The 18,021-nt window shown below is 72.7% G+C and carries 16 protein-coding genes; 9 read left to right on the top strand and 7 right to left on the bottom strand.

Annotated elements, in window-relative coordinates:
* Positions 1-35: 35 nt before the first annotated feature.
* From OG455_RS02930 to OG455_RS02915, 4 genes are all read right to left on the bottom strand, one after another.
* The gene (locus OG455_RS02930; RefSeq protein ID WP_266289833.1) at positions 36-962 is read right to left on the bottom strand and encodes a carbohydrate ABC transporter permease; all 927 of its coding nucleotides are present in this window, start codon (positions 960-962) and stop codon (positions 36-38) included.
* Positions 963-1,030: 68 nt separating this feature from the next.
* A complete protein-coding gene (locus tag OG455_RS02925) occupies positions 1,031-2,437 on the bottom strand; it encodes an extracellular solute-binding protein (RefSeq protein WP_266289831.1) in 1,407 nt (468 codons plus the stop codon).
* A gap of 401 nt (positions 2,438-2,838) precedes the next feature.
* On the bottom strand, positions 2,839-3,858 hold the full coding sequence (locus tag OG455_RS02920; protein WP_266289829.1) for a LacI family DNA-binding transcriptional regulator: 1,020 nt from the start codon (positions 3,856-3,858) through the stop codon (positions 2,839-2,841).
* Between the two features lie 66 nt (positions 3,859-3,924).
* Positions 3,925-4,725: a thioesterase family protein gene (locus tag OG455_RS02915; protein ID WP_266289827.1), complete on the bottom strand. Its 801-nt coding sequence runs from the start codon at positions 4,723-4,725 to the stop codon at positions 3,925-3,927.
* A 267-nt stretch (positions 4,726-4,992) separates the two neighbouring features.
* Between OG455_RS02915 and OG455_RS02910 the strand changes: the two genes are divergently transcribed.
* Positions 4,993-5,478 (top strand): hypothetical protein, encoded by a 486-nt coding sequence (locus OG455_RS02910; protein ID WP_266289825.1) that lies wholly within the window; start codon positions 4,993-4,995, stop codon positions 5,476-5,478.
* A 103-nt stretch (positions 5,479-5,581) separates the two neighbouring features.
* On the opposite strand, the gene OG455_RS02905 is transcribed toward OG455_RS02910, so the two are convergent.
* On the bottom strand, positions 5,582-7,024 hold the full coding sequence (locus OG455_RS02905) for a hypothetical protein (protein ID WP_266289823.1): 1,443 nt from the start codon (positions 7,022-7,024) through the stop codon (positions 5,582-5,584).
* A 205-nt stretch (positions 7,025-7,229) separates the two neighbouring features.
* Entirely contained in the window at positions 7,230-7,778 is a 549-nt protein-coding gene (locus tag OG455_RS02900; RefSeq protein ID WP_266289821.1) for a GNAT family N-acetyltransferase, read from the bottom strand.
* Between the two features lie 163 nt (positions 7,779-7,941).
* Between OG455_RS02900 and OG455_RS02895 the strand changes: the two genes are divergently transcribed.
* Positions 7,942-8,802, top strand: a complete 861-nt coding sequence (locus OG455_RS02895; protein ID WP_266289819.1) for an NAD(P)-dependent oxidoreductase — start codon at positions 7,942-7,944, stop codon at positions 8,800-8,802.
* An 89-nt stretch (positions 8,803-8,891) separates the two neighbouring features.
* On the opposite strand, the gene pepN is transcribed toward OG455_RS02895, so the two are convergent.
* Entirely contained in the window at positions 8,892-11,381 is a 2,490-nt protein-coding gene (gene pepN / locus OG455_RS02890) for an aminopeptidase N (RefSeq protein ID WP_266289817.1), read from the bottom strand.
* Here pepN and OG455_RS02885 point away from each other — a divergent pair.
* The 7 genes from OG455_RS02885 (at position 11,380) to OG455_RS02855 (ending at position 18,020) form a co-directional block, all read left to right on the top strand.
* Positions 11,380-12,156: a hypothetical protein gene (locus OG455_RS02885; RefSeq protein ID WP_266289815.1), complete on the top strand. Its 777-nt coding sequence runs from the start codon at positions 11,380-11,382 to the stop codon at positions 12,154-12,156. The two genes, pepN and OG455_RS02885, sit on opposite strands and share 2 nt — an antisense overlap.
* Before the next feature lie 41 nt (positions 12,157-12,197).
* On the top strand, positions 12,198-12,719 hold the full coding sequence (locus tag OG455_RS02880) for a MarR family winged helix-turn-helix transcriptional regulator (RefSeq protein ID WP_266289813.1): 522 nt from the start codon (positions 12,198-12,200) through the stop codon (positions 12,717-12,719).
* A gap of 87 nt (positions 12,720-12,806) precedes the next feature.
* Positions 12,807-13,298: a hypothetical protein gene (locus OG455_RS02875; protein ID WP_266289811.1), complete on the top strand. Its 492-nt coding sequence runs from the start codon at positions 12,807-12,809 to the stop codon at positions 13,296-13,298.
* Positions 13,295-14,161 (top strand): NmrA family NAD(P)-binding protein, encoded by an 867-nt coding sequence (locus OG455_RS02870; RefSeq protein WP_266289809.1) that lies wholly within the window; start codon positions 13,295-13,297, stop codon positions 14,159-14,161. Before OG455_RS02875 ends, OG455_RS02870 begins: the two co-directional genes overlap by 4 nt.
* A gap of 403 nt (positions 14,162-14,564) precedes the next feature.
* Complete coding sequence (locus OG455_RS02865; protein WP_266289807.1) at positions 14,565-15,653, top strand: hydrogenase expression protein HypE; 1,089 nt, start codon at positions 14,565-14,567, stop codon at positions 15,651-15,653.
* 121 nt (positions 15,654-15,774) lie between these two features.
* A complete protein-coding gene (locus OG455_RS02860; RefSeq protein WP_266289805.1) occupies positions 15,775-17,559 on the top strand; it encodes a nickel-dependent hydrogenase large subunit in 1,785 nt (594 codons plus the stop codon).
* Positions 17,556-18,020 carry a thioredoxin gene (locus tag OG455_RS02855; RefSeq protein ID WP_266289803.1) on the top strand — a complete coding sequence of 155 codons (465 nt, stop codon included), beginning with the start codon at positions 17,556-17,558 and terminating at the stop codon, positions 18,018-18,020. Before OG455_RS02860 ends, OG455_RS02855 begins: the two co-directional genes overlap by 4 nt.
* The last annotated feature ends 1 nt before the right edge of the window (position 18,021 follow it).

Raw genomic sequence — 18,021 nt, 5'->3', positions numbered from 1 at the left:
GGGTGGGGTAGGGGGCAGAAGCTGGGAGGCGGGCGTCAGTCCTCGGCGCGGCTGAGGCGCACGTAGAGGGCCGAGAAGCCGGCCAGCACCAGCAGCATCACCAGGCCGAGCGCGGCCGCGCTCCCGTAGTTGCCGAAGTTGAAGGCGTACTGGTAGACGAGGTTGACCACGGTGAGCGTCGAGTCCTGCGGCCCGTCGCCGCCGGTCAGCAGATAGGGCTCGACGAAGACCTGCATGGTGGCGACGAGTTGCAGGAGTAGCAGCAGCGAGAGGATCAGCCGGGTCTGCGGGATGGTGACGTGCCAGACCTTGCGCAGCAGCCCCGCGCCGTCCAACTCGGCGGCCTCGTACAGCTCGCCGGGGATGCCCTGCAGCGCGGCCAGGTAGATCAGCGTGGCGCCGCCCATGTTCATCCAGGTGGCCGCGATCACCACCGAGAGCATCGCGCTGCCGGGGGAGTTGAGCCAGGCCGAGGTCGGCAGGTGCAGGGCGCGCAGCAGGTGGTCGAAGAGGCCGTAGTTCGGGTCGTAGCAGTACTTGAAGAGCAGCACGCCCGCCACCGGCGGCAGCATCACCGGCAGGTAGACCAGGACCCGCAGGTAGGCCCTGGCGTGGCGAAGTTCGTTCAGCAGCACGGCGATCAGGAACGGCAGTGCGAAGCCCAGCACCAGGGCGAGCAGGGTGAACCGCAGGGTGTTGCCCCAGGCGTGCCAGAAGGCCGGGTCGTGGACGATCCGCCGCAGGTTGTCCAGGCCCACCCAGCTGGTCCGGCCGCGCTTGGTGCGCTGGAAGCTCATCACCACCTCGCGCACCATCGGGTACCAGGTGAAGAGGCCGAAGCTGACCAGGGCGCCGAACAGGAAGGCGTGCGCGGTCAGGTTCTGACGCAGCTTCAGCCCTCGGCGCGACCGGGCGGCGGTGCGCGGGCGGCCGCGGGCGCGGGAGGCGGTGATCGCTGCCATGGTGACTCCGGATCTGCTGGGGGCGGGCCGGCCCGGCGGGCGGCCCTGGCGGGTGCGGCCGGCCTGGGCTACTGGTTGTTGGCGATGACCTGGTCGACCTGGCTCGCCGCGTCGGAGAGCAGCTTGTCGATGTTCGCGTCGCGGTCGGTGAGGACGGCGGAGACGGCGTTGTCGAGCACCTTGTAGATCTGCTGGGCGTTCGCCGGCTCGGTCTTGCCGGGCACCGAAGTCGTCAGGTAGGGGGCGTAGTTGGCGACCGGGACGGTGGCGCTGGCGGCCTTGGCCTGGTTGTCGGCGGCCAGGCTCGCGCCGCCGAAGAAGAACGGCTCGGGCAGACCCACCGGCAGCCCGTCGCCCTTGCTGCGGGCGTAGTCGAACTGCCCCTTGCCGATGGTGAGGTACTTGAAGTCGATCCAGGCGATCCCGGCCTTGATCTGGTCGGGGGTGTCGCCCTTCTTGAAGAGGTAGTCGTTGCCGCCGAGCAGTGCGCCCTGCAGGCCGGGCATCGGGCCCATGCCGTAGGCGGAGTAGTCGCCCTTGAGGGTCTGCACCATGTAGGTGATGTCATCGGGGGCGCCGATGTACATGCCGAGCTTCCCGGCAGCCATCTGGGTCATCAGGTCGGGCCATTTGAGGCCCTCGGTGGCGCTCATGCTCTGGTCGTTCCAGCGCATGTCGTGCAGGTGCTGCAGGACCTGCTTGCCCTGGTCGGTGTCGAAGGCCGCCTTGCTGCCGTCGGCGGTGAGCATCGAGCCGCCCAGGCCGTAGAGTTCGGCGGTGAAGTGCCAGCCGCCCTGGTTGGTCGCGCTGTAGTCGCCGTAGCCGCTGATGCCGTTGCCGAGTGCCGCGATCTTCTTGGCGTCGGCCTCGACCTCGTCCCAACTGGTGGGCGGTTGGTCGGGGTCGAGCCCCGCCTGGGCGAAGAGCTGCCGGTTGTAGAGCAGCCCCATCTTGTAGTTGCTGGTCGGCAGGCCGTAGAGCTTGCCGTCGGACTTGAGGGTGGCCAGCACCGAAGGGTCGATGTCCTTCAGCGCCGGGACCGTCCTGTCGTTGACGTAGGCGGAGATGTCGGCGGCCTGGCCGGCGTCGAGCACCTGGTTGAGGTCGGTGAAGTAGCTGTAGAAGACGTCGGGTTGGCTCTTGCCCGCCAGCTGGGCGGTGAAGGTGGCCGGGTCCTCGCAGGGTGAGGCGTCCTTGGCGTCGACCGTCACGTTCGGGTAGAGCTGGTGGAAGGCCGCGATGTCCTCGCCCCACTCCTTGCGCTCGGCGGTCTTGGTCACCGGCGGCTCGCAGTCGATGCTGATCGTCACCTTGGCGGCCGGGTCGAGGGGGGCCGCCGCGTCACCGCTCGACCCGCTCCCGCCGGAGCCGGCCGAGCCGCCGCCACCCGAACTGCCGCAGGCGGCGAGCGAGACGGCCAGGCCGGTGACGGCCGCGAGGGTGACGGATCTGCGCAGGAGCTGCTTGCTCTTCATGGGTGACCCTTCCGCGGGGCACGCGGGCATGGAGGAGCCCGGGTACGAAGTGGTGGGAGCCGCCGTGCCGGGCGCGTACGCCTTCGGCGGTGAGCACACTTAACCAGCCCGAAACGGTTGGCCACAAGATGTCGACGAAAGAATGCAAAAAATCGACAGCATCCTGTCGTGTCCGCGCTGTCCGCGCTGTCCGCGCCGCCCGCGCCGCCCGTACTGTCCGCGCTGGCCGCGCCGCCCGCGCCGCCCGTACTGTCCGCGCTGGCCGCGCCGCCCGTACTGCCCGCGCTGGCCGCGCCGCCCGCGCTGTCCGCGGCAACGCGAGCGGGCGGGCACCGTCGGTGCCCGCCCGCTCGTCCATCTCTCCCGCCGCCCGGCCCGCCTCGCGCAGGCCCCTCGTCGGCTCAGCCGCGGCCCCCCGCGGGGGCCGGCGCGGTCGAGCCGCGCACCACCAGCTCCGGCTCGAAGAGCAGCTCGTCATGGGTGACCCGGACCCCGCCGATGGCTCCGGTGAGCAGCTCGACCACGGCCCGCCCCATCGCCTCGATCGGCTGGCGCACCGTGGTCAGCGGCGGATCGGTGCAGGTCATGAAGGAGGAGTCGTCATAGCCGACGACCGAGACATCGGTCGGCACCGAGAGCCCGAACCGCCGCACCGCGCGCACCGCCCCCAGTGCCAGCGGGTCGCTCGCGCAGATCACCGCCGTCACCCCCTGGCGCAGCAGCCTGGTGGTGGCGGCCTGCCCGCCCTCCAGCGAGAAGAGCGCCCGCTCCACCAGCTCGTCGCCGAGCTCCAGCCCCGCCTGCGCGGCGGCGGCCCGCCCGGCGGCGAGCTTGCGCTGCGAGGGGACGTGGTCGGGCGGGCCGAGCACCAGGCCGATCCGGGTGTGCCCGAGCTGGCGCAGATGGCCCATCGCCTGCTCCACGGCGACCGCGTCGTCGCAGGAGACCCGGGGGAAGTCCAGGTTGTCGATGGCCGCGTTGAGCAGCACGGTCGGCAGGTTGCGCTCGGCGAGCCGCTCGTAGTGCTCGTGCGGGGCGTCGCCCTGGGCGTAGCAGCCGCCGAAGAAGATCACCCCGGACACCTGCTGCTCCAGCAGCAGGTCCACGTAGTCCGCCTCGGAGACGCCGCCGGCCGTCTGGGTGCAGAGCACCGGGGTGTAGCCCTGGCCGGCCAGGGCGCCGCCGACCACCTCGGCGAAGGCGGGGAAGATCGGGTTCTGCAGCTCCGGCAGTACCAGGCCGACCAGCCGGGCCCGTTCGCCGCGCAACTGCGAGGGCCGCTCGTAGCCGAGCACATCGAGCGCGGTGAGCACCGCGGCCCGGGTCGCCTCCGAGACGCCGGGCTTCTCGTTCAGCACCCGGCTCACGGTGGCCTCGCTCACCCCGACCTTCTTGGCCACCTGCGCAAGTCGTCGTGTCATACGGGTGATCCTACGACAGTGAGCGCAAGTTTCTTACAACTTTTTGCGATCCTTTGCAGGCGCCGCTCAGCACTCCGCGATGAAGAGCGTCTGCAGCACCCGGCCGCAGTCGCCCAGCTGGTCCTCCAGCCGCCCGAGCGCCAGGCCCGAGCCGGCCGGGCTGGCGGTGGTGGCCGCGCTCAGGCAGAGCCACTCGCCCACCGGGTCGCGGTGCAGGGCCAGCGTGACATCGGTGTTGATGACCTGTCGGCCGACGTGGTCGAGCTCGAAGGCCACCGCCCAGTTGCTGTCCGCCAGCGTCAGCGCCCGGATCAGCGGGGTGTCCCGCTCGCCCGCCACCAGCGGCACCCGCTGGCGGGCCCAGGCCGCGCCGGGGCCTGGTCGGTCGAAGCCCCCGCCCGCCGGCCAGCGCCACTCCATCGCCGCGATGTAGCCGTCCAGGTAGGCGCCGCGCAGCGTGTGCGGCGGCTGCGGAGCGGGCAGCGGCGGCGCGGCCGGTTCGGGGCGCAGGGCCGGCGTGTCCGCCGGGCTCGCCGTCACCCGCCAGGCCCGGGCCAGCATCACGACCTGGCCGCGCGCCGTGATCTCGCCCTCGATCAGCTCGGTGCGCGCGCCCGCCCGGACGGTGCGCACCGCGACCGCCAGCTCGTCGACCGGCACCGGTCGCGGAATCTCCAGCGTCACCCGGGCGATCCGGAACCCCTCGCGCGCCTGGTGCCGCTCCATCGCCCGGCCCAGCAGCGCGGACGGCGGCCCGGCGTGCTGCGCCTTCGGGCTCCACGGCCCCGCGGTGAAGCCGGTGCTCTCGAACCGCCCCTCGCCCAGGTCCCGGTAGAACGACGTGGGCTCGCCCGCCGTCTGGTCCATTCGTCCATCCCCCTCGCCCGCGGACAGCGCCTGTCAGGAGACGACGATAGGCGATCCCGGCGGCGGGCGGCTCGGCGCCCGCGGTGGGCCGCAGTGGACAGCCCCCGGCCTCGGTGACGCCTCGGTGACGCGTCGACAGCCCCGTTCGGGACCGCCCCGGGTGCGCCGAACGGGGCTGCCGCCTGGCGTTGCGCCGCCCGGTCCCGGTGCGCCGGCCCTAGCGTGGCGGTGTCCGAGAGCCTGCCACTGCTGTGAGGGTGTGACCGAATGCTGCGCAGAATGGTGATGACGGTGGGGACCTGCTGCGCGGTCGCCGCGCTGCTGGGCGCCGCGCCGACCGTGATCCGGGCCGAAACTGGCCATCTGACGGTGGTGCAGGAGGACCCCGACCCGGTGCCGGCCGGTGGCCAGACCGTGCTCCACCCGACCGTGGCCAACGGCGGCCCCGGCGCCGCGGGCGAGTTCACCCTCACCGTCAGCCTGCCGGACGGCGCGAGCGCGCCGCCGAAGGACTCCGTCCCGCCGGGCTCCTACTTCCCGAAGAGCTGCGAGCCGGCGCCGGACGGCCGCACGGTCAGCTGCACCTTCCGGGCCGGCCTGCCGACGGAGCAGACGGCCAGCGCCCGGGTGCCGCTGCAGATCTCCCCGGACGCCTCCGGCGTGCTGACCGGTGGCCAGGTGAGTGTCAGCAGCCCCGCCGACCAGGACCAGAGCGGCCACACGGACGGGTTCCAGATCCAGATCGACGGCTGAGCGCCGGGCTGAGCGCCGGGCTGAGCGCCCAGCGGAGAGCCCGCCGGCCCGTCAGCTGTCGAGCTGACGGGCCGGCGGGCTCGGGCGTGCACCGCGCGGTCCGCTACCGGAAGACCCGCACGTAGTCCGCGTCGAAGGTGACCGGCTTGGTGCCGACCGGGTCCGGGTGGTAGTCGCCGGAGCAGATCGACAGGTTGAGGATCAGGTAGGCCGACCAGTTCGCGCCGACCCCCTTGCCGTCCTCGAAGACGTTCACGCCGTTGATGTACCACCCCACCGAGTTCGCGCCGTAGCGGGTGCCGATGGTGACCCACTGGTCGGGCTTCACCGCGTCCCTGTTCTCCCAGTACTTCTGGGCCGGCCTGGTGTGGTTGGTCAGCTCCAGCAGGTTCGGGTTGTCGGGGTGGTACTCGAAGGAGTCCACCTCGTTGCCGCCGTCGCGCCAGGTCCACAGGGCCGGCCAGGCGCCGAGGCCCGAAGGCAACTTGACCCGGGTCTCGGCGTAGTCGCCGGTCTTGACCATGAACCGCTCGCCGGAGTTCTCCGTGGTGAGCAGCCCGGTGTCCCAGGCGGCCCGGCCGCCGCCGGGCAGCGCGAAGGTGCTGGGCCTGGCGGTGAAGGTGGCGACACCGCCCGCCACCTTGACGCCGTTCGGGTCGATCCGGTCGAGCTTGTCGTCCTGCGGGTTGTGGGTGCCGTACCGGTACGCGCTGCTGTTGACGCGGTTCCACTTGGCGCTGGAGAGCGAGCCGTCGAACTCGTCCGACCAGACCAGGCTGGTGCCGGGGACCGGCGAGACCGGGCCGGGCGGCTTGGCCGCGCCGACGGTGAGCTGCTGCTCGGGGAGGTTCTTCCAGGCGCCGGCCTGGTCCTGGTAGAAGCCGAAGATCCGGTAGGTGCCGGCCGGGAAGCTGCGGGCGCCGGTGGTCAGGGTCAGGCCGGTGGGGCAGATCTGGGTGCTGCCGAGGCCACCGGGGAAGTCGAGGTTGTTGTCCTGGGCGTCACGCACCGCGATGCCGAGCGCCTGGACGGTGAAGCAGAAGTTCGAACGGACCGTCAGCTGGGCGGTCACCGGGCTGTCGGCGCTCGCGCTGGTCGGGCCGAGCTGCTCCTGGGTGACGATCGGGACCCGGGCGCCGACGACGAGCTGCTGCTCGGGCAGGTTCTTCCAGGCGCCGGCCTGGTCCTGGTAGAAGCCGAAGATCCGGTAGGTGCCGGCCGGGAAGCTACGGGCGCCGGTGGTCAGGCTGACCCCGGTGGGGCAGATCTGGGTGCTGCCCAGGTTCCCGGGGAAGTCGAGGTTGTCGCCCTTGGCGTCGCGCACGCCGACCCCGAGGGCCTTGGCGGTGAAGCAGGCGCTCGAATGGACCGTCAGCTGGGCGGTCACCGGGGTGTCGGCGACGGCGGTGGTGGGGGTGAGCCGGTCCTGCGTCACCTGGGCTGTCGCCCGGTCCCGGGCGTGGGCCGGGCCGGCGGTCACGGCCACCAGGACGGCCAGGGCACCGGCGAGCATGCCGGTGCGCGAGGGTGAGTTGCGAGTAAGCACGGGCAGCTCCCAGACGCCTCCGCCGCCCGGTGCCCCCGGCGGTCTCCCCGGGGCACCGGGCTCTGCGCACTCCTGCCTGTCTGCGGTGAGCCGGGGCCGCCGACGGGTAGGCAGGAGGTGGCAGCCCGACGGATCGTCCCGCCAAAGGCGGGCAAAACGTACGTTAAGCACACGGATGGTTACTCACAACTTGTCCTCCGGTCGGTCATTGACCTGCCGCCAGGCGCGCCCAGCGCTCGGCGAGCAGGCCGAAGAGCAGGTCATCGGTCCACTCGCCCTTGAGCCAGGTGTGCTCCGGACGCCGCCCCTCCAGCTGGAACCCCACCCGCTCCAGCAGACGGGCGGAGTCGTGGTTGCGCGCGTCGCACTCCGCCGAGACCCGGTGCAGCCCGCGCCGCTCGAACAGGTCGCGCAGCACCGCGCGGACCGCCTCCGTCGCGTAGCCGTGCCCCTGGTGCTCGGGCGCGAGGGTGAAGCCGAGCTCGGCCTGCCGCAGGTTCTCGTGCAGGCACACGCCCAGGTCGCCGACCAGCTCGCCGCTCGCGGTGAGCTCCAGCGCGTACTGGCACCAGCCGGCTCGCGCCGGGTCGCCCGCGGCGAAGTCCCGCACCAGCGCGTCGGCCTCGGCGGCGGGCACCGGCGCGGTCCAGCCCTGGTAGCGCGCGATGGCGGGTTCGGATCGGTAGGCGGCGAGGGCGGGGGCATCGGCCGGGGCGAAGCGGCGCAGTCGCAGGCGAGGGGTCAAGAGCAGCATGGGGGCGAGCCTGCCATCCGGCCTGCTCCGCTGTCGGCTGGTTTTCCGGTGGCCCGCCGGGGCCGGGGCCGGGGCCGGAGGTGGGGGCGGCGCGGTCGAGTTCCGCTCGAGTGCGATCATGGATGATCGCGGTGGATACGAACTGACCGGCAGGGGAGTCGAGATGGCGGACGTCGCAGTGGTGGGCCTGGGCATCATGGGCCGGGGCATGGTGGAGAACCTGCTCAAGCACGGCCACCGGGTGGTGGTCTGGAACCGCAGCCCCGAACGGGCTCGCGCGCTGGCGGAGGCCGGTGCCGAACCGGCGGCCACACCCGCCCGGGCGGTGGAGCGGGCCGAGGTGGTCTTCGAGGTGACCGCCGACGACAGCTCCTCGCGCCAGGTCTGGCTGGGCCCCGACGGCATCCTGGCCGGCGCCCGCGCCGAGGCCGTGCTGATCACCTCGGCGACCCTGTCGGTCGGCTGGGTCGAGGAGCTGGCCGCCGCCTGCGCGGAGCTCGGGCGGACCTTCCTCGACATGCCGCTCACCGGCGGCAGCGCCGGCGCCGCCAGCGGCAACCTGGTGCTGCTCACCGGTGGCGACGCCGCGGCCGTGGAGCTGATCGCCCCGGTCCTGGAGGCGATCTCCCGGGAGGTCAAGCACTTCGGCCCGGTGGGCGCGGGCACCCGGTTCAAGCTGGTGCTCAACACGTTGCAGGCGATCCACCTGGCCGGCTTCGGCGAGGCACTCCGGCTGGCCACCGCGGCGGGCCTGGACCCGCGCCAGGTCGGCCCGGCGCTGATCGACCGCCCGGGCGGGGCGATCACCCAGCAGGCCTGGAACAGCCTGGTCACCCCACCCGAGCCGATCAACTTCTCCGCCGAGTGGGCCGCCAAGGACCTGGACTACGCGGCGCTGCTGGCCGACCGGATCGATCTCCCGGTCCTGGCGAGCGTCCGCGCGCTCTTCGCCGCCGCCCTCGCGGACGGGCGCGGCGGGCAGGACTGGAGCACCATCAACACCTCCGCCAACACCTCCGCCTGAGACACGGGCGCTGAGCCCGCCGCCGGGCGCGCCGGGTCAGCCGGATCCGGTCGATCCGGTCGATCCGACCGGATCCGGCTGACCTTTCGTCATTTCCCGTCCACCGCACGGGCCCTGGCCGCCCGCCGGAGGTTGTCGAGCTGGTCCAGCACGCCCCGCCGGGTGGCCGGGATCAGGTCCTCGCGCGCCAGGCAGGCCTCGGCCGCCCGCACCGTGGCCCCGGTGGCCGCGAAGGACGGGAAGCCGTGCCTGGTGAGCACCGAGGCCATCGCCGGGCCGCGCGCGGCGGTGGTGGCCACCACGTCCTCGAAGTAGCGCAGCGTCAGGTCGTCCAGCAGTTCGGCCTGCTCGGGCTGCCAGAGGCCCTCGGTGGTGGCGTTGGCCAGGTAGGCGGAGAGCTCCCCGTGGAACAGCGCGGCCCAGGCCGCCTCCTTGGCGTCGCGCCGCGGTCGGGCCGCGCGGCAGCGGGCCGCGCCCTCCTCGCTGGTGGCGCTCGGGTCGCGGGCCAACTCGGCGGCGATCTCCGGCTCGTCCGCCGCGCCGAGCACGCACAGGCGCAGCAGCAGTCGCCAGCGCAGGTCCGGGTCGAGTGCCGGGCCGCCGGGCACGGTGCCGGCCGCCAGCCAGTCCCGCAGCTCGGCCGTCTCGGCCTCGGTCGCCGCGGTGGCGAGCAGGCCGCGCACGGCCAGCAGGCGCAGGCCGCTGCCGTCCGCCGAGCCCTCGGTGCGGCTCAGCAGCGCGCGGTGGACGCCGGCCAGCAGGGCGAGCCCCCACGGACGCCGGGCGGGCGAGAGGCAGCGGTCGACCACGAACTCGCCGGCGAAGGTCAGCACCGCCTGGACCAGGTGGACCGAGGACTCCCCGGGCAGGTGCGCGGCGACCAGCTCCAGGTACTGGCCCGGCGTCAACTCGCCGTCCCTGACCTGGTCGCGGGCCGAACTCCAGAGCACGGCCCGGGCCAGCTCCTCGGGCACGGCGCCGAGCGAATCGCGCACGGTCTGCCAGGACCGCTCGTCCAGGCGGACCTTGACGAAGCTGAGGTCGGTGTCGTTCAGCAGGGTCAGGTCCGAGTCCTGCACGCTCACCTCGGCGGGCGCCGCGGCCAGCTCCAGCGGTTCGCGCGAGGCCAGCGTCAAGGCGCCGTCCGGGGTGCGCAGGTAGCGGCCGACGCTCACCTGGTGCGGCCGCGGCCGCCCGTCGCCGGCGCTGTGCCGCACCTGTCCGCCCTCGATCCGCAGCGTGTCCACGCCGGTGGTGCGCAGCCAGCGCTCGGCCCAGCCGTGCACGTCCCGGCCACTGGCGGCGGCCAGCGAGCGCAGCAGGTCGTCCAGCGTGGCGTTGCCGAAGGCGTGCTGCTCGAAGTAGTCGTTGACGCCCGCCAGGAACTGCTCCTCGCCGAGCCAGGCGACCAGCTGGCGCAGCGCGGAGGCGCCCTTGGCGTAGGAGATGCCGTCGAAGTTCTGCAGCGCCTGCGCGGTGTCCTCGACCGCCGTGGGGGCCACCGGGTGGGTGGAGGGCCGCTGGTCGGCGTCGTAGCCCCAGGTCTTGCGGGCGGCGGCGAATCCGGTCCAGGCACCGGTGAAGCGGGTGGACTCGGCGGTGACGGTGTAGGCCATGTACTCGGCGAAGGACTCGTTCAGCCACAGGTCGTCCCACCACTTCATGGTGACCAGGTCGCCGAACCACATGTGCGCCATCTCGTGCGTGACGACGATGGCGCGCTCCTCGCGCTCGGTGTCGGCCACGGCGGAGCGGAAGACGTACTCGTCGCGCAGCGTCACGCAGCCCGGGTTCTCCATCGCGCCGGCGTTGAACTCGGGGACGAAGCACTGGTCGTAGCTGTCGAACGGGTAGCGGTGGCGGAAGACCCGGTGGTAGTGGTCGAAGCCCTGCCGGGTGACCTCCAGCAGCTCCGCCGCGTCCGCGTCCAGGTGGGCGGCCAGCGAGCGGCGGCAGTGCAGGCCCAGCGGGATGCCGTCGTGCTCGGTGAGCACCGAGTGCAGCGGTCCGGCGACCAGCGAGACCAGGTAGCTGCTGATCGGCGGGGTGGGCGCGAAGGTCCAGCGGCCCGCCTCGCCCCGGGTGGCGATCCCGTTGGAGACCACGGTCCACCGCGCCGGCGCGGTGACCGACAGCGTGTGCACCGCCTTGAGGTCGGGCTGGTCGAAGGAGGCGAAGACCCGCGGGCCGTCGTCCAGGAACGACTGGGTGTAGAGGTAGTCCTCGCCGTCGGCCGGGTCGGTGTAGCGGTGCATGCCCTCGCCGGTGTGCGAGTACGCCATGTCCGCCTCGACCGTCAGCTCGTTCTCCGCCGCCAGCCCGGTGAGCGGGAACCGCCCGGCGGCCAGCGCCGCGACGTCCAGCTCGATGCCGTTCAGCAGCACCCGGTGCAGCCGGGCGGGTTTGACGTCGACGAAGGTCGCCGCACCCGCCTCGGCGCAGGAGAAGCGGATGACCGTGGTGGAGCCGAAGAACTCGGAACCCTTGGTGAGGTCGAGGTCGATCTCGGCGGTGCGGACCTTGAGCAGGCGGTGGCGCTCGACGGCCTCGGCACGCGTCAGTACGGAGGTGGCAGACATGGGCCCATGCTGCCCTATCCGGGGCACCGGCCCTGCGGGCAGGGGGGATCCGGCACCATGGGCGGATGCTGCTGACACTGACCGGCGGGGCCGGCGCGGGCAAGACCACGCTGGCGACGGAGCTCGCCGCCACCGCCGGGGCGCGCACGGTGCGGGTGCTGCACGGCGACGACTACTACGCCACCGGTCGGGAGAGCGGGGTGTGGGCGCCGGACCGGGCGGGCACCTGGCGCCTGGACGTCGGCGATCCGCGCTCGATCGACGCCGCCAGACCAGGAGCTGTCCGGCCGATCTTGCCGGGCGCGCGGCGCCGGGCATCCCGGCTGGACGCACGCCCGAATCATCCAAGTACGTCCAGTACGAGGACGACTCGAGCGCACGCCCAGCCGGGCGCCCAACACCGCGCGCTGATCCGACAAGATCGACCGGACAGCTCCTGGCCCGCGACACGGACGCCGCGCTGGCCGGGGCGGCGGTGGTCGTGGTGGAGGGGCTCTTCGCCGAGCGGGTCGCCCCGCGCACGCGCTGCGCCCGCCTGGACGTCTTCGTGGACCTGGCGGCCGACCTGCGGCTGGCCCGCAAGATCGAGCGCAAGGTGCTGCGCGACGGCTTCCCGCTGGAGGTGCTGCTGAGCAACTACCTGGCGCACCGCCGCGACGCCCACGAGCGGCACGTCGAGCCCGCGCGGCACCGGGCCGACCTGGTGGTGGACGGCGCGCTGGCCCCCGGGCCGCTGGCCGGGCAGATCTGGGCGGCGCTCCCGGCGAGCACGTGAACCGCTTGACCGGGCAAGTGATTAGCTGCCATATTACTTTCATGAGCCAGGAGACGGACGACCCCGCCGCCCAGCCGACGCTGGATCAGGCCCGGCGCCAGATCCAGCGCTACGGTCTGGCGACCGACCCGCAGGCCGTGCTGGTCGCGGTGCGGCTGATGGCCGCCGGCGCCCGGCTCGGGCAGGCGTCGGAGGTGCACTTCGGCCGCTTCGGGCTCTCCACCGGGCGCTACCGGCTGCTCGCCGATCTGGAGGACCACGGCGGCGAGAAGTCGCCCTCGCGGCTGGCTGCCGGGCTCGGGGTCTCCCGGGCCACGGTGACCGGGCTGGTGGACGGGCTGGAGCGGGAGGGGCTGGTGGCCCGGCGCTCCTCCCGGGAGGACGGGCGCGGCACCGTCGTGGTGCTGACGGCCCGTGGGGCCGAGCGGCTGCGCGAGATGGCGCCGGAGCACTTCGAGCGGCTGCAGGCGATGGTCGGCGCGCTCAGCGTGGCCGAGCGCGGCGTCTTCCTGGAGCTGCTGGGCCGGATCGTGCGGGGGGTCGGCGCGCTGACCGCCGAGTAGTCGGGCGAACGGGTTGCCCCGCCACTGGCGGGGTCCTTTTCATACCCACATAGTTAGCTGCCTAATTATTTATCGAGGGGATGGCACATGTTCAAGGAAGACCAGCGGACCCACCGCCGCAGAACCGGCGGCCCGCCGCCGTTCACGCTCTGGCGGGAGGTGGTGGTCGCCTACCTGGCGCCGGCCCTGTCCGCGGGGGCGGGCGGGCTGGCCCGGGGGAGTGCGGAGCTGACCTGGGCCGCCGGCACCTCCATCGCGGGCACCTCGGCCCTCGTCGCCCTGGTCACCGGCGGCTGGCTGCGACGGGCCGGCACCCGCCGCCGGTGGCCCAGCGCGCTGCCCCGGACGGTGCTCGCCCCCGCCCTGGGCCTGCTGGCGGCCGGGCTCGCGCTGGGCGTGGCGTTCGGCCTGGGCTGGTCGGCCCGCCACGGGCTGCCCGGATGGAACTGGTCGCCGACCGCCTCCTGGCTCGACCGGCTGCGGCTGGACCTGCCGATCTCGGCGGCGCTCGCCGCCACCATCATCAGCTGGCGCTGGCGCGGCCGGACCGGCGCCGACACCGTGAGGGGAAACCGATGATCATCGTGATGGGGGCCACCGGGGCCACCGGCGGCGCGCTGCTGCGCGCCCTGGCCGACCTGGGCCTGCCGAGCCGCGCCCTGAGTCGGGCGCCGCGGGGGCTGCGGGCCGGCCTCGACCCGGCCGCGGCGGCGCTGGTCGAGGTCCGCGAGGCCGACGCCGGTGACCCGGCCTCGCTGCTCGCCGCCTTCGCGGGCGGCAGCCAGCTCTTCCTGACCATGGCGAACGGCCCGCGCCAGGTCGAGTTCGAACTGCGCGTGATCGAGGCCGCGTTGGAGTGCGGCATCGAGCACATCGTCAAGATCTCCTCGCCGGCCGCCGAGCCGGACTCGCCGGTCGCCGTCGCCCGCGGCCACCACACCGTGGAGGCCTACCTGCGCACCGCCGGTGTCCAGGCCACCGTGCTGCGCCCGTACGCGTTCATGCAGAACCTGCTGTTGCTCGCGCCCGGGGTGGCGCGCGGGGGTGTGGTGGCCGCCGCGCTCGGGGACGCCCCGTGCAACTACATCGACTGCCGGGACATCGGCGAGGTGGCCGCCGCCGTGCTGGCCCGCCCCGAGCTGGTCGGCGGTACCTACACGCTGACCGGGGCCGAGGCGGTGGGCCACGGCCGGCTCGCCGAGCTGCTGACCGGGCTGCTCGGGCGGCCGGTGCGCCACCTGGAGCTGGCGCCGGAGCAACTGCGCGCCCAGCTGATCGAGCAGGGGCGGCTGCCCGGCTGGCTGGCCGACCACGTGGTGGAGATCCAGCGGCTCGCGGTGGCCAGGCCCGAGCGGCCGACCGACGCGGTGGCCCGGCTCCTCGGACGGGCGCCGCGCGGCCTGGAGGCCTTCCTGGTGGAGCACCTCGACCTCTTCCGCTGAGCGCCCGGCCCGGGGCCCGGCCAGTGCTCGGCCCAGTGCCCAGCGCCCGGCCCAGTGCCCGGCCCTGGTGCGGGCCCTGGGCCGCTCCGCTCCGGCCCGCCGTCACCGGGAAGGAGTACCCGGCCACCCCCGCGCCGACCCGGCCCGTACCGGCTACGGCGTGCCGCCTCCGCCGCGCGCACCCGGGCCCCGTCGCAACGCCCCGGCCGTCCCGTGCCCCGCGGCGCCCGCCGCCCGGGCCCGATGCCCGCCGGCGCCCGCTGACCCCCGATCGGCGGTATCACCGCGCCGCTGTTCGGGGTACCGACGCGGCCCTTCGTCCACCCCGCGACCGCACCGGGCTGCTATGAAGAGGTCTGAGTCCGATTTGTCGGCCTCATCCCTTTACTGAGGAGGCATCCTCATGGGTGCTACAGAAACGACCGCGACCGAGGAAGGCCGCGGCGGATCCCAGGGCGGCGACGAGCAGCCGCTGATCCACATTCTCTGGATCAACGCCGGGCTCAGTTGCGACGGCGACTCCGTCTCGCTGACCGCCGCGATGCAGCCGAGCATCGAGGAGATCGTCACCGGCGCGCTGCCGGGCCTGCCGAAGATCGCGGTGCACTGGCCGCTGATCGACTTCGAGTGCGGGCCCGTGCAGGGCGCGGACAACTTCATCGAGTGGTTCTTCAAGGCCGACCGGGGCGAGTTGGAGCCCTTCGTCCTGGTGGTCGAAGGCTCGATCCCGAACGAGTCCATCAAGCAGGAGGGCTACTGGTGCGGCTTCGGCGACGATCCGGCCACCGGTCAGCCCATCACCACCAGTGAGTGGCTGGACCGGCTCGCCTCCAAGGCCACGGCCGTGGTCGCGATCGGCACCTGCGCCACCTACGGCGGCATCCACGCGATGGCGGGCAACCCGACCGGCGCGATGGGTGTGCCCGACTACCTCGGCTGGGAGTGGAAGTCGAAGGCCGGCCTGCCGATCGTCTGCGTGCCGGGCTGCCCGATCCAGCCGGACAACTTCGCCGAGACGCTCACCTACCTGCTCTACCAGCTGGCCGGGTCGGCGCCGATGATCCCGCTGGACGACAAGCTCCGCCCCACCTGGCTCTTCGGCGCCACCGTGCACGAGGGCTGCGACCGCGGCGGCTACTACGAGCAGGGCCAGTTCGCCACCGAGTACGGCCGGCCCGAGTGCCTGGTGCGGCTCGGCTGCTGGGGCCCGGTGGTCAAGTGCAACGTCGCCAAGCGTGGCTGGATCAACGGGGTGGGCGGCTGCCCCAACGTCGGCGGCATCTGCATCGCCTGCACGATGCCCGGCTTCCCGGACAAGTTCATGCCGTTCATGGACGCGCCGCCCGGCTCGCACATCTCCAGCAACGCCAGCTCGGCGTACGGCTCGGTGATCCGCAAGCTGCGCGAGATCACCACGAAGACGGTGGACAAGGAACCCAAGTGGCGGCACAGCGGCGACCGGCTGACCACCGGCTACCGCCCGCCGTGGTGACCCGCTGACCCACCGGCGGGCCGCACGCCCCCGCGTGCGGCCCGCCGCCGCGTCCCCCCAAGTCGCGAGCGGATCCTCCGCGAGCAGAGGCAGAGCAGAGCAGAAGGGCACGACAGAGACGATGGCACCGACGACGAAAGCGGCCGGCGACGGCAGCGGCCTGGTGGAGATGTCCTGGGACCCGATCACCCGGATCGTGGGCAGCCTGGGCATCCACACGAAGATCGACTTCAAGCAGAAGAAGGTCGCCGAGTGCTACAGCACGTCGTCGGTCTTCCGCGGCTACAGCGTCTTCATGCGCGGCAAGGATCCGCGTGACGCGCACTTCATCACCAGCCGGATCTGCGGCATCTGCGGCGACAACCACGCCACCTGTTCCGTCTACGCGCAGAACATGGCCTACGGCGTGAAGCCGCCGCACCTGGGCGAGTGGATCATCAACCTCGGCGAGGCCGCCGAGTACATGTTCGACCACAACATCTTCCAGGAGAACCTGGTCGGGGTCGACTACTGCGAGAAGATGGTCCGCGAGACCAACCCCGGTGTGCTGGAGCTGGCCGAGCGCACCGAGGCGCCGCACGCGGGCGACCACGGCTACAAGACCATCGCCGACATCATGCGCTCGCTCAACCCGATCGAGGGCGAGTTCTACCGCGAGGCGCTCCAGGTCAGCCGCTACACCCGGGAGATGTTCTGCCTGATGGAGGGGCGCCACGTGCACCCCTCCACGCTCTACCCGGGCGGCGTCGGCACGGTGGCCACGGTGCAGCTCTTCACCGACTACCTGACCCGGCTGATGCGCTACGTGGAGTTCATGAAGAAGGTCGTGCCGCTGCACGACGACCTCTTCGACTTCTTCTACCAGGCGCTGCCCGGCTACGAGGAGGTCGGCCGCCGCCGGATCCTGCTCGGCTGCTGGGGCAGCCTCAACGACCCCGACCACTGCGACTTCACGTACCGGAACATGACGGACTGGGGTCGCAAGATGTTCGTCACCCCGGGCGTGGTGGTGGACGGCAAGCTGGTCACCAACGACCTCACCGAGATCAACCTCGGCATCCGGATCCTGCTCGGCAGCTCGTACTACGAGGACTGGCAGGGCCAGGAGCAGTTCGTCACCCACGACCCGCTCGGCAACCCGGTCGACCCGCGCCACCCGTGGAACCAGCACACCATCCCGCAGCCGCAGAAGCGCAACTTCGACGACAAGTACAGCTGGGTGATGTCCCCGCGCTGGTTCGACGGCAAGGACCACCTGGCGCTGGACACCGGCGGCGGCCCGATCGCCAGGCTCTGGTCCACCGCGCTGTCCGGGCTGGTCGACATCGGCTACATCAAGGCCACCGGGCACAGCGTGGTGATCAACCTGCCCCGCTCCATGACCAAGCCGGAGACCACCTTCGAGTGGAAGATCCCGCAGTGGAGCAACGCGATCGAGCGCAACCGCGCCCGCACCTACTTCCAGGCCTACGCGGCCGCCGCCGCCCTGCACTTCGCCGAGAAGGCGCTCGCCGAGGTGCGCGCCGGCAAGACCCAGACCTGGGAGAAGTTCGAGGTGCCCGACGAGGGCCTGGGCTGCGGCTTCACCGAGGCGGTGCGCGGCGTGCTCTCGCACCACATGGTGATCAGGGACGGCAAGATCGCCAACTACCACCCGTACCCGCCCACCCCGTGGAACGCCAGCGTGCGCGACAGCTACGGGACCCCCGGGCCGTACGAGGACGCGGTGCAGAACACCCCGATCTTCGAGGAGAACTCCCCGGAGAACTTCAAGGGCATCGACATCATGCGCGCCGTGCGCAGCTTCGACCCCTGTCTGCCCTGCGGTGTCCACATGTACGTGGGCAACGGCAAGACGGTGCAGACCATGCACGTGCCCACCGGTCTGAGCGGACTCACCGCATGACGGCGGAGGAGCTGGGCCTGCGGGTGCAGGAGGTGCTGGACGAGCTGACCGAGGCCGGCCAGCGCGAGGCCGCCGAGGAACTGGTCCGCACCCTGATGGACTTCTACGGTGCGGGCCTGGGCCGGATGGCCGCGCTGCTGCCCGCCGAGGCGTTCGGGGACGAGCTGGTGGCCGGACTGCTGGTGCTGCACGACCTGCACCCGCAGGACGTGCCGACCAGGATCGGGCACGCGCTGGCGGCCGTACCCGGCTGGGAGGTGCAGCGGTTCGACGCCGAGAGCGGCGAGTTGACGCTGCGTCAGGACGGCGAGGGCGGCGGTTGCGGTTGCGGCGGCGCACAGGACGGCGCGCGGCTGGAGGAGGCGCTGGCCTGCTTCGCGCCCGAGGTCACCGCGGTCGAACTGGCCCGGCAGCCCACGTTGCTGCAGATCGGCACCCGCCCCGTGGCGGAGGTCCGGTGAG

It is taken from the genome of Kitasatospora sp. NBC_01287, from assembly GCF_026340565.1.
Classification (GTDB): domain Bacteria; phylum Actinomycetota; class Actinomycetes; order Streptomycetales; family Streptomycetaceae; genus Kitasatospora.
This window is presented reverse-complemented; position numbering and strand designations above follow the sequence as displayed.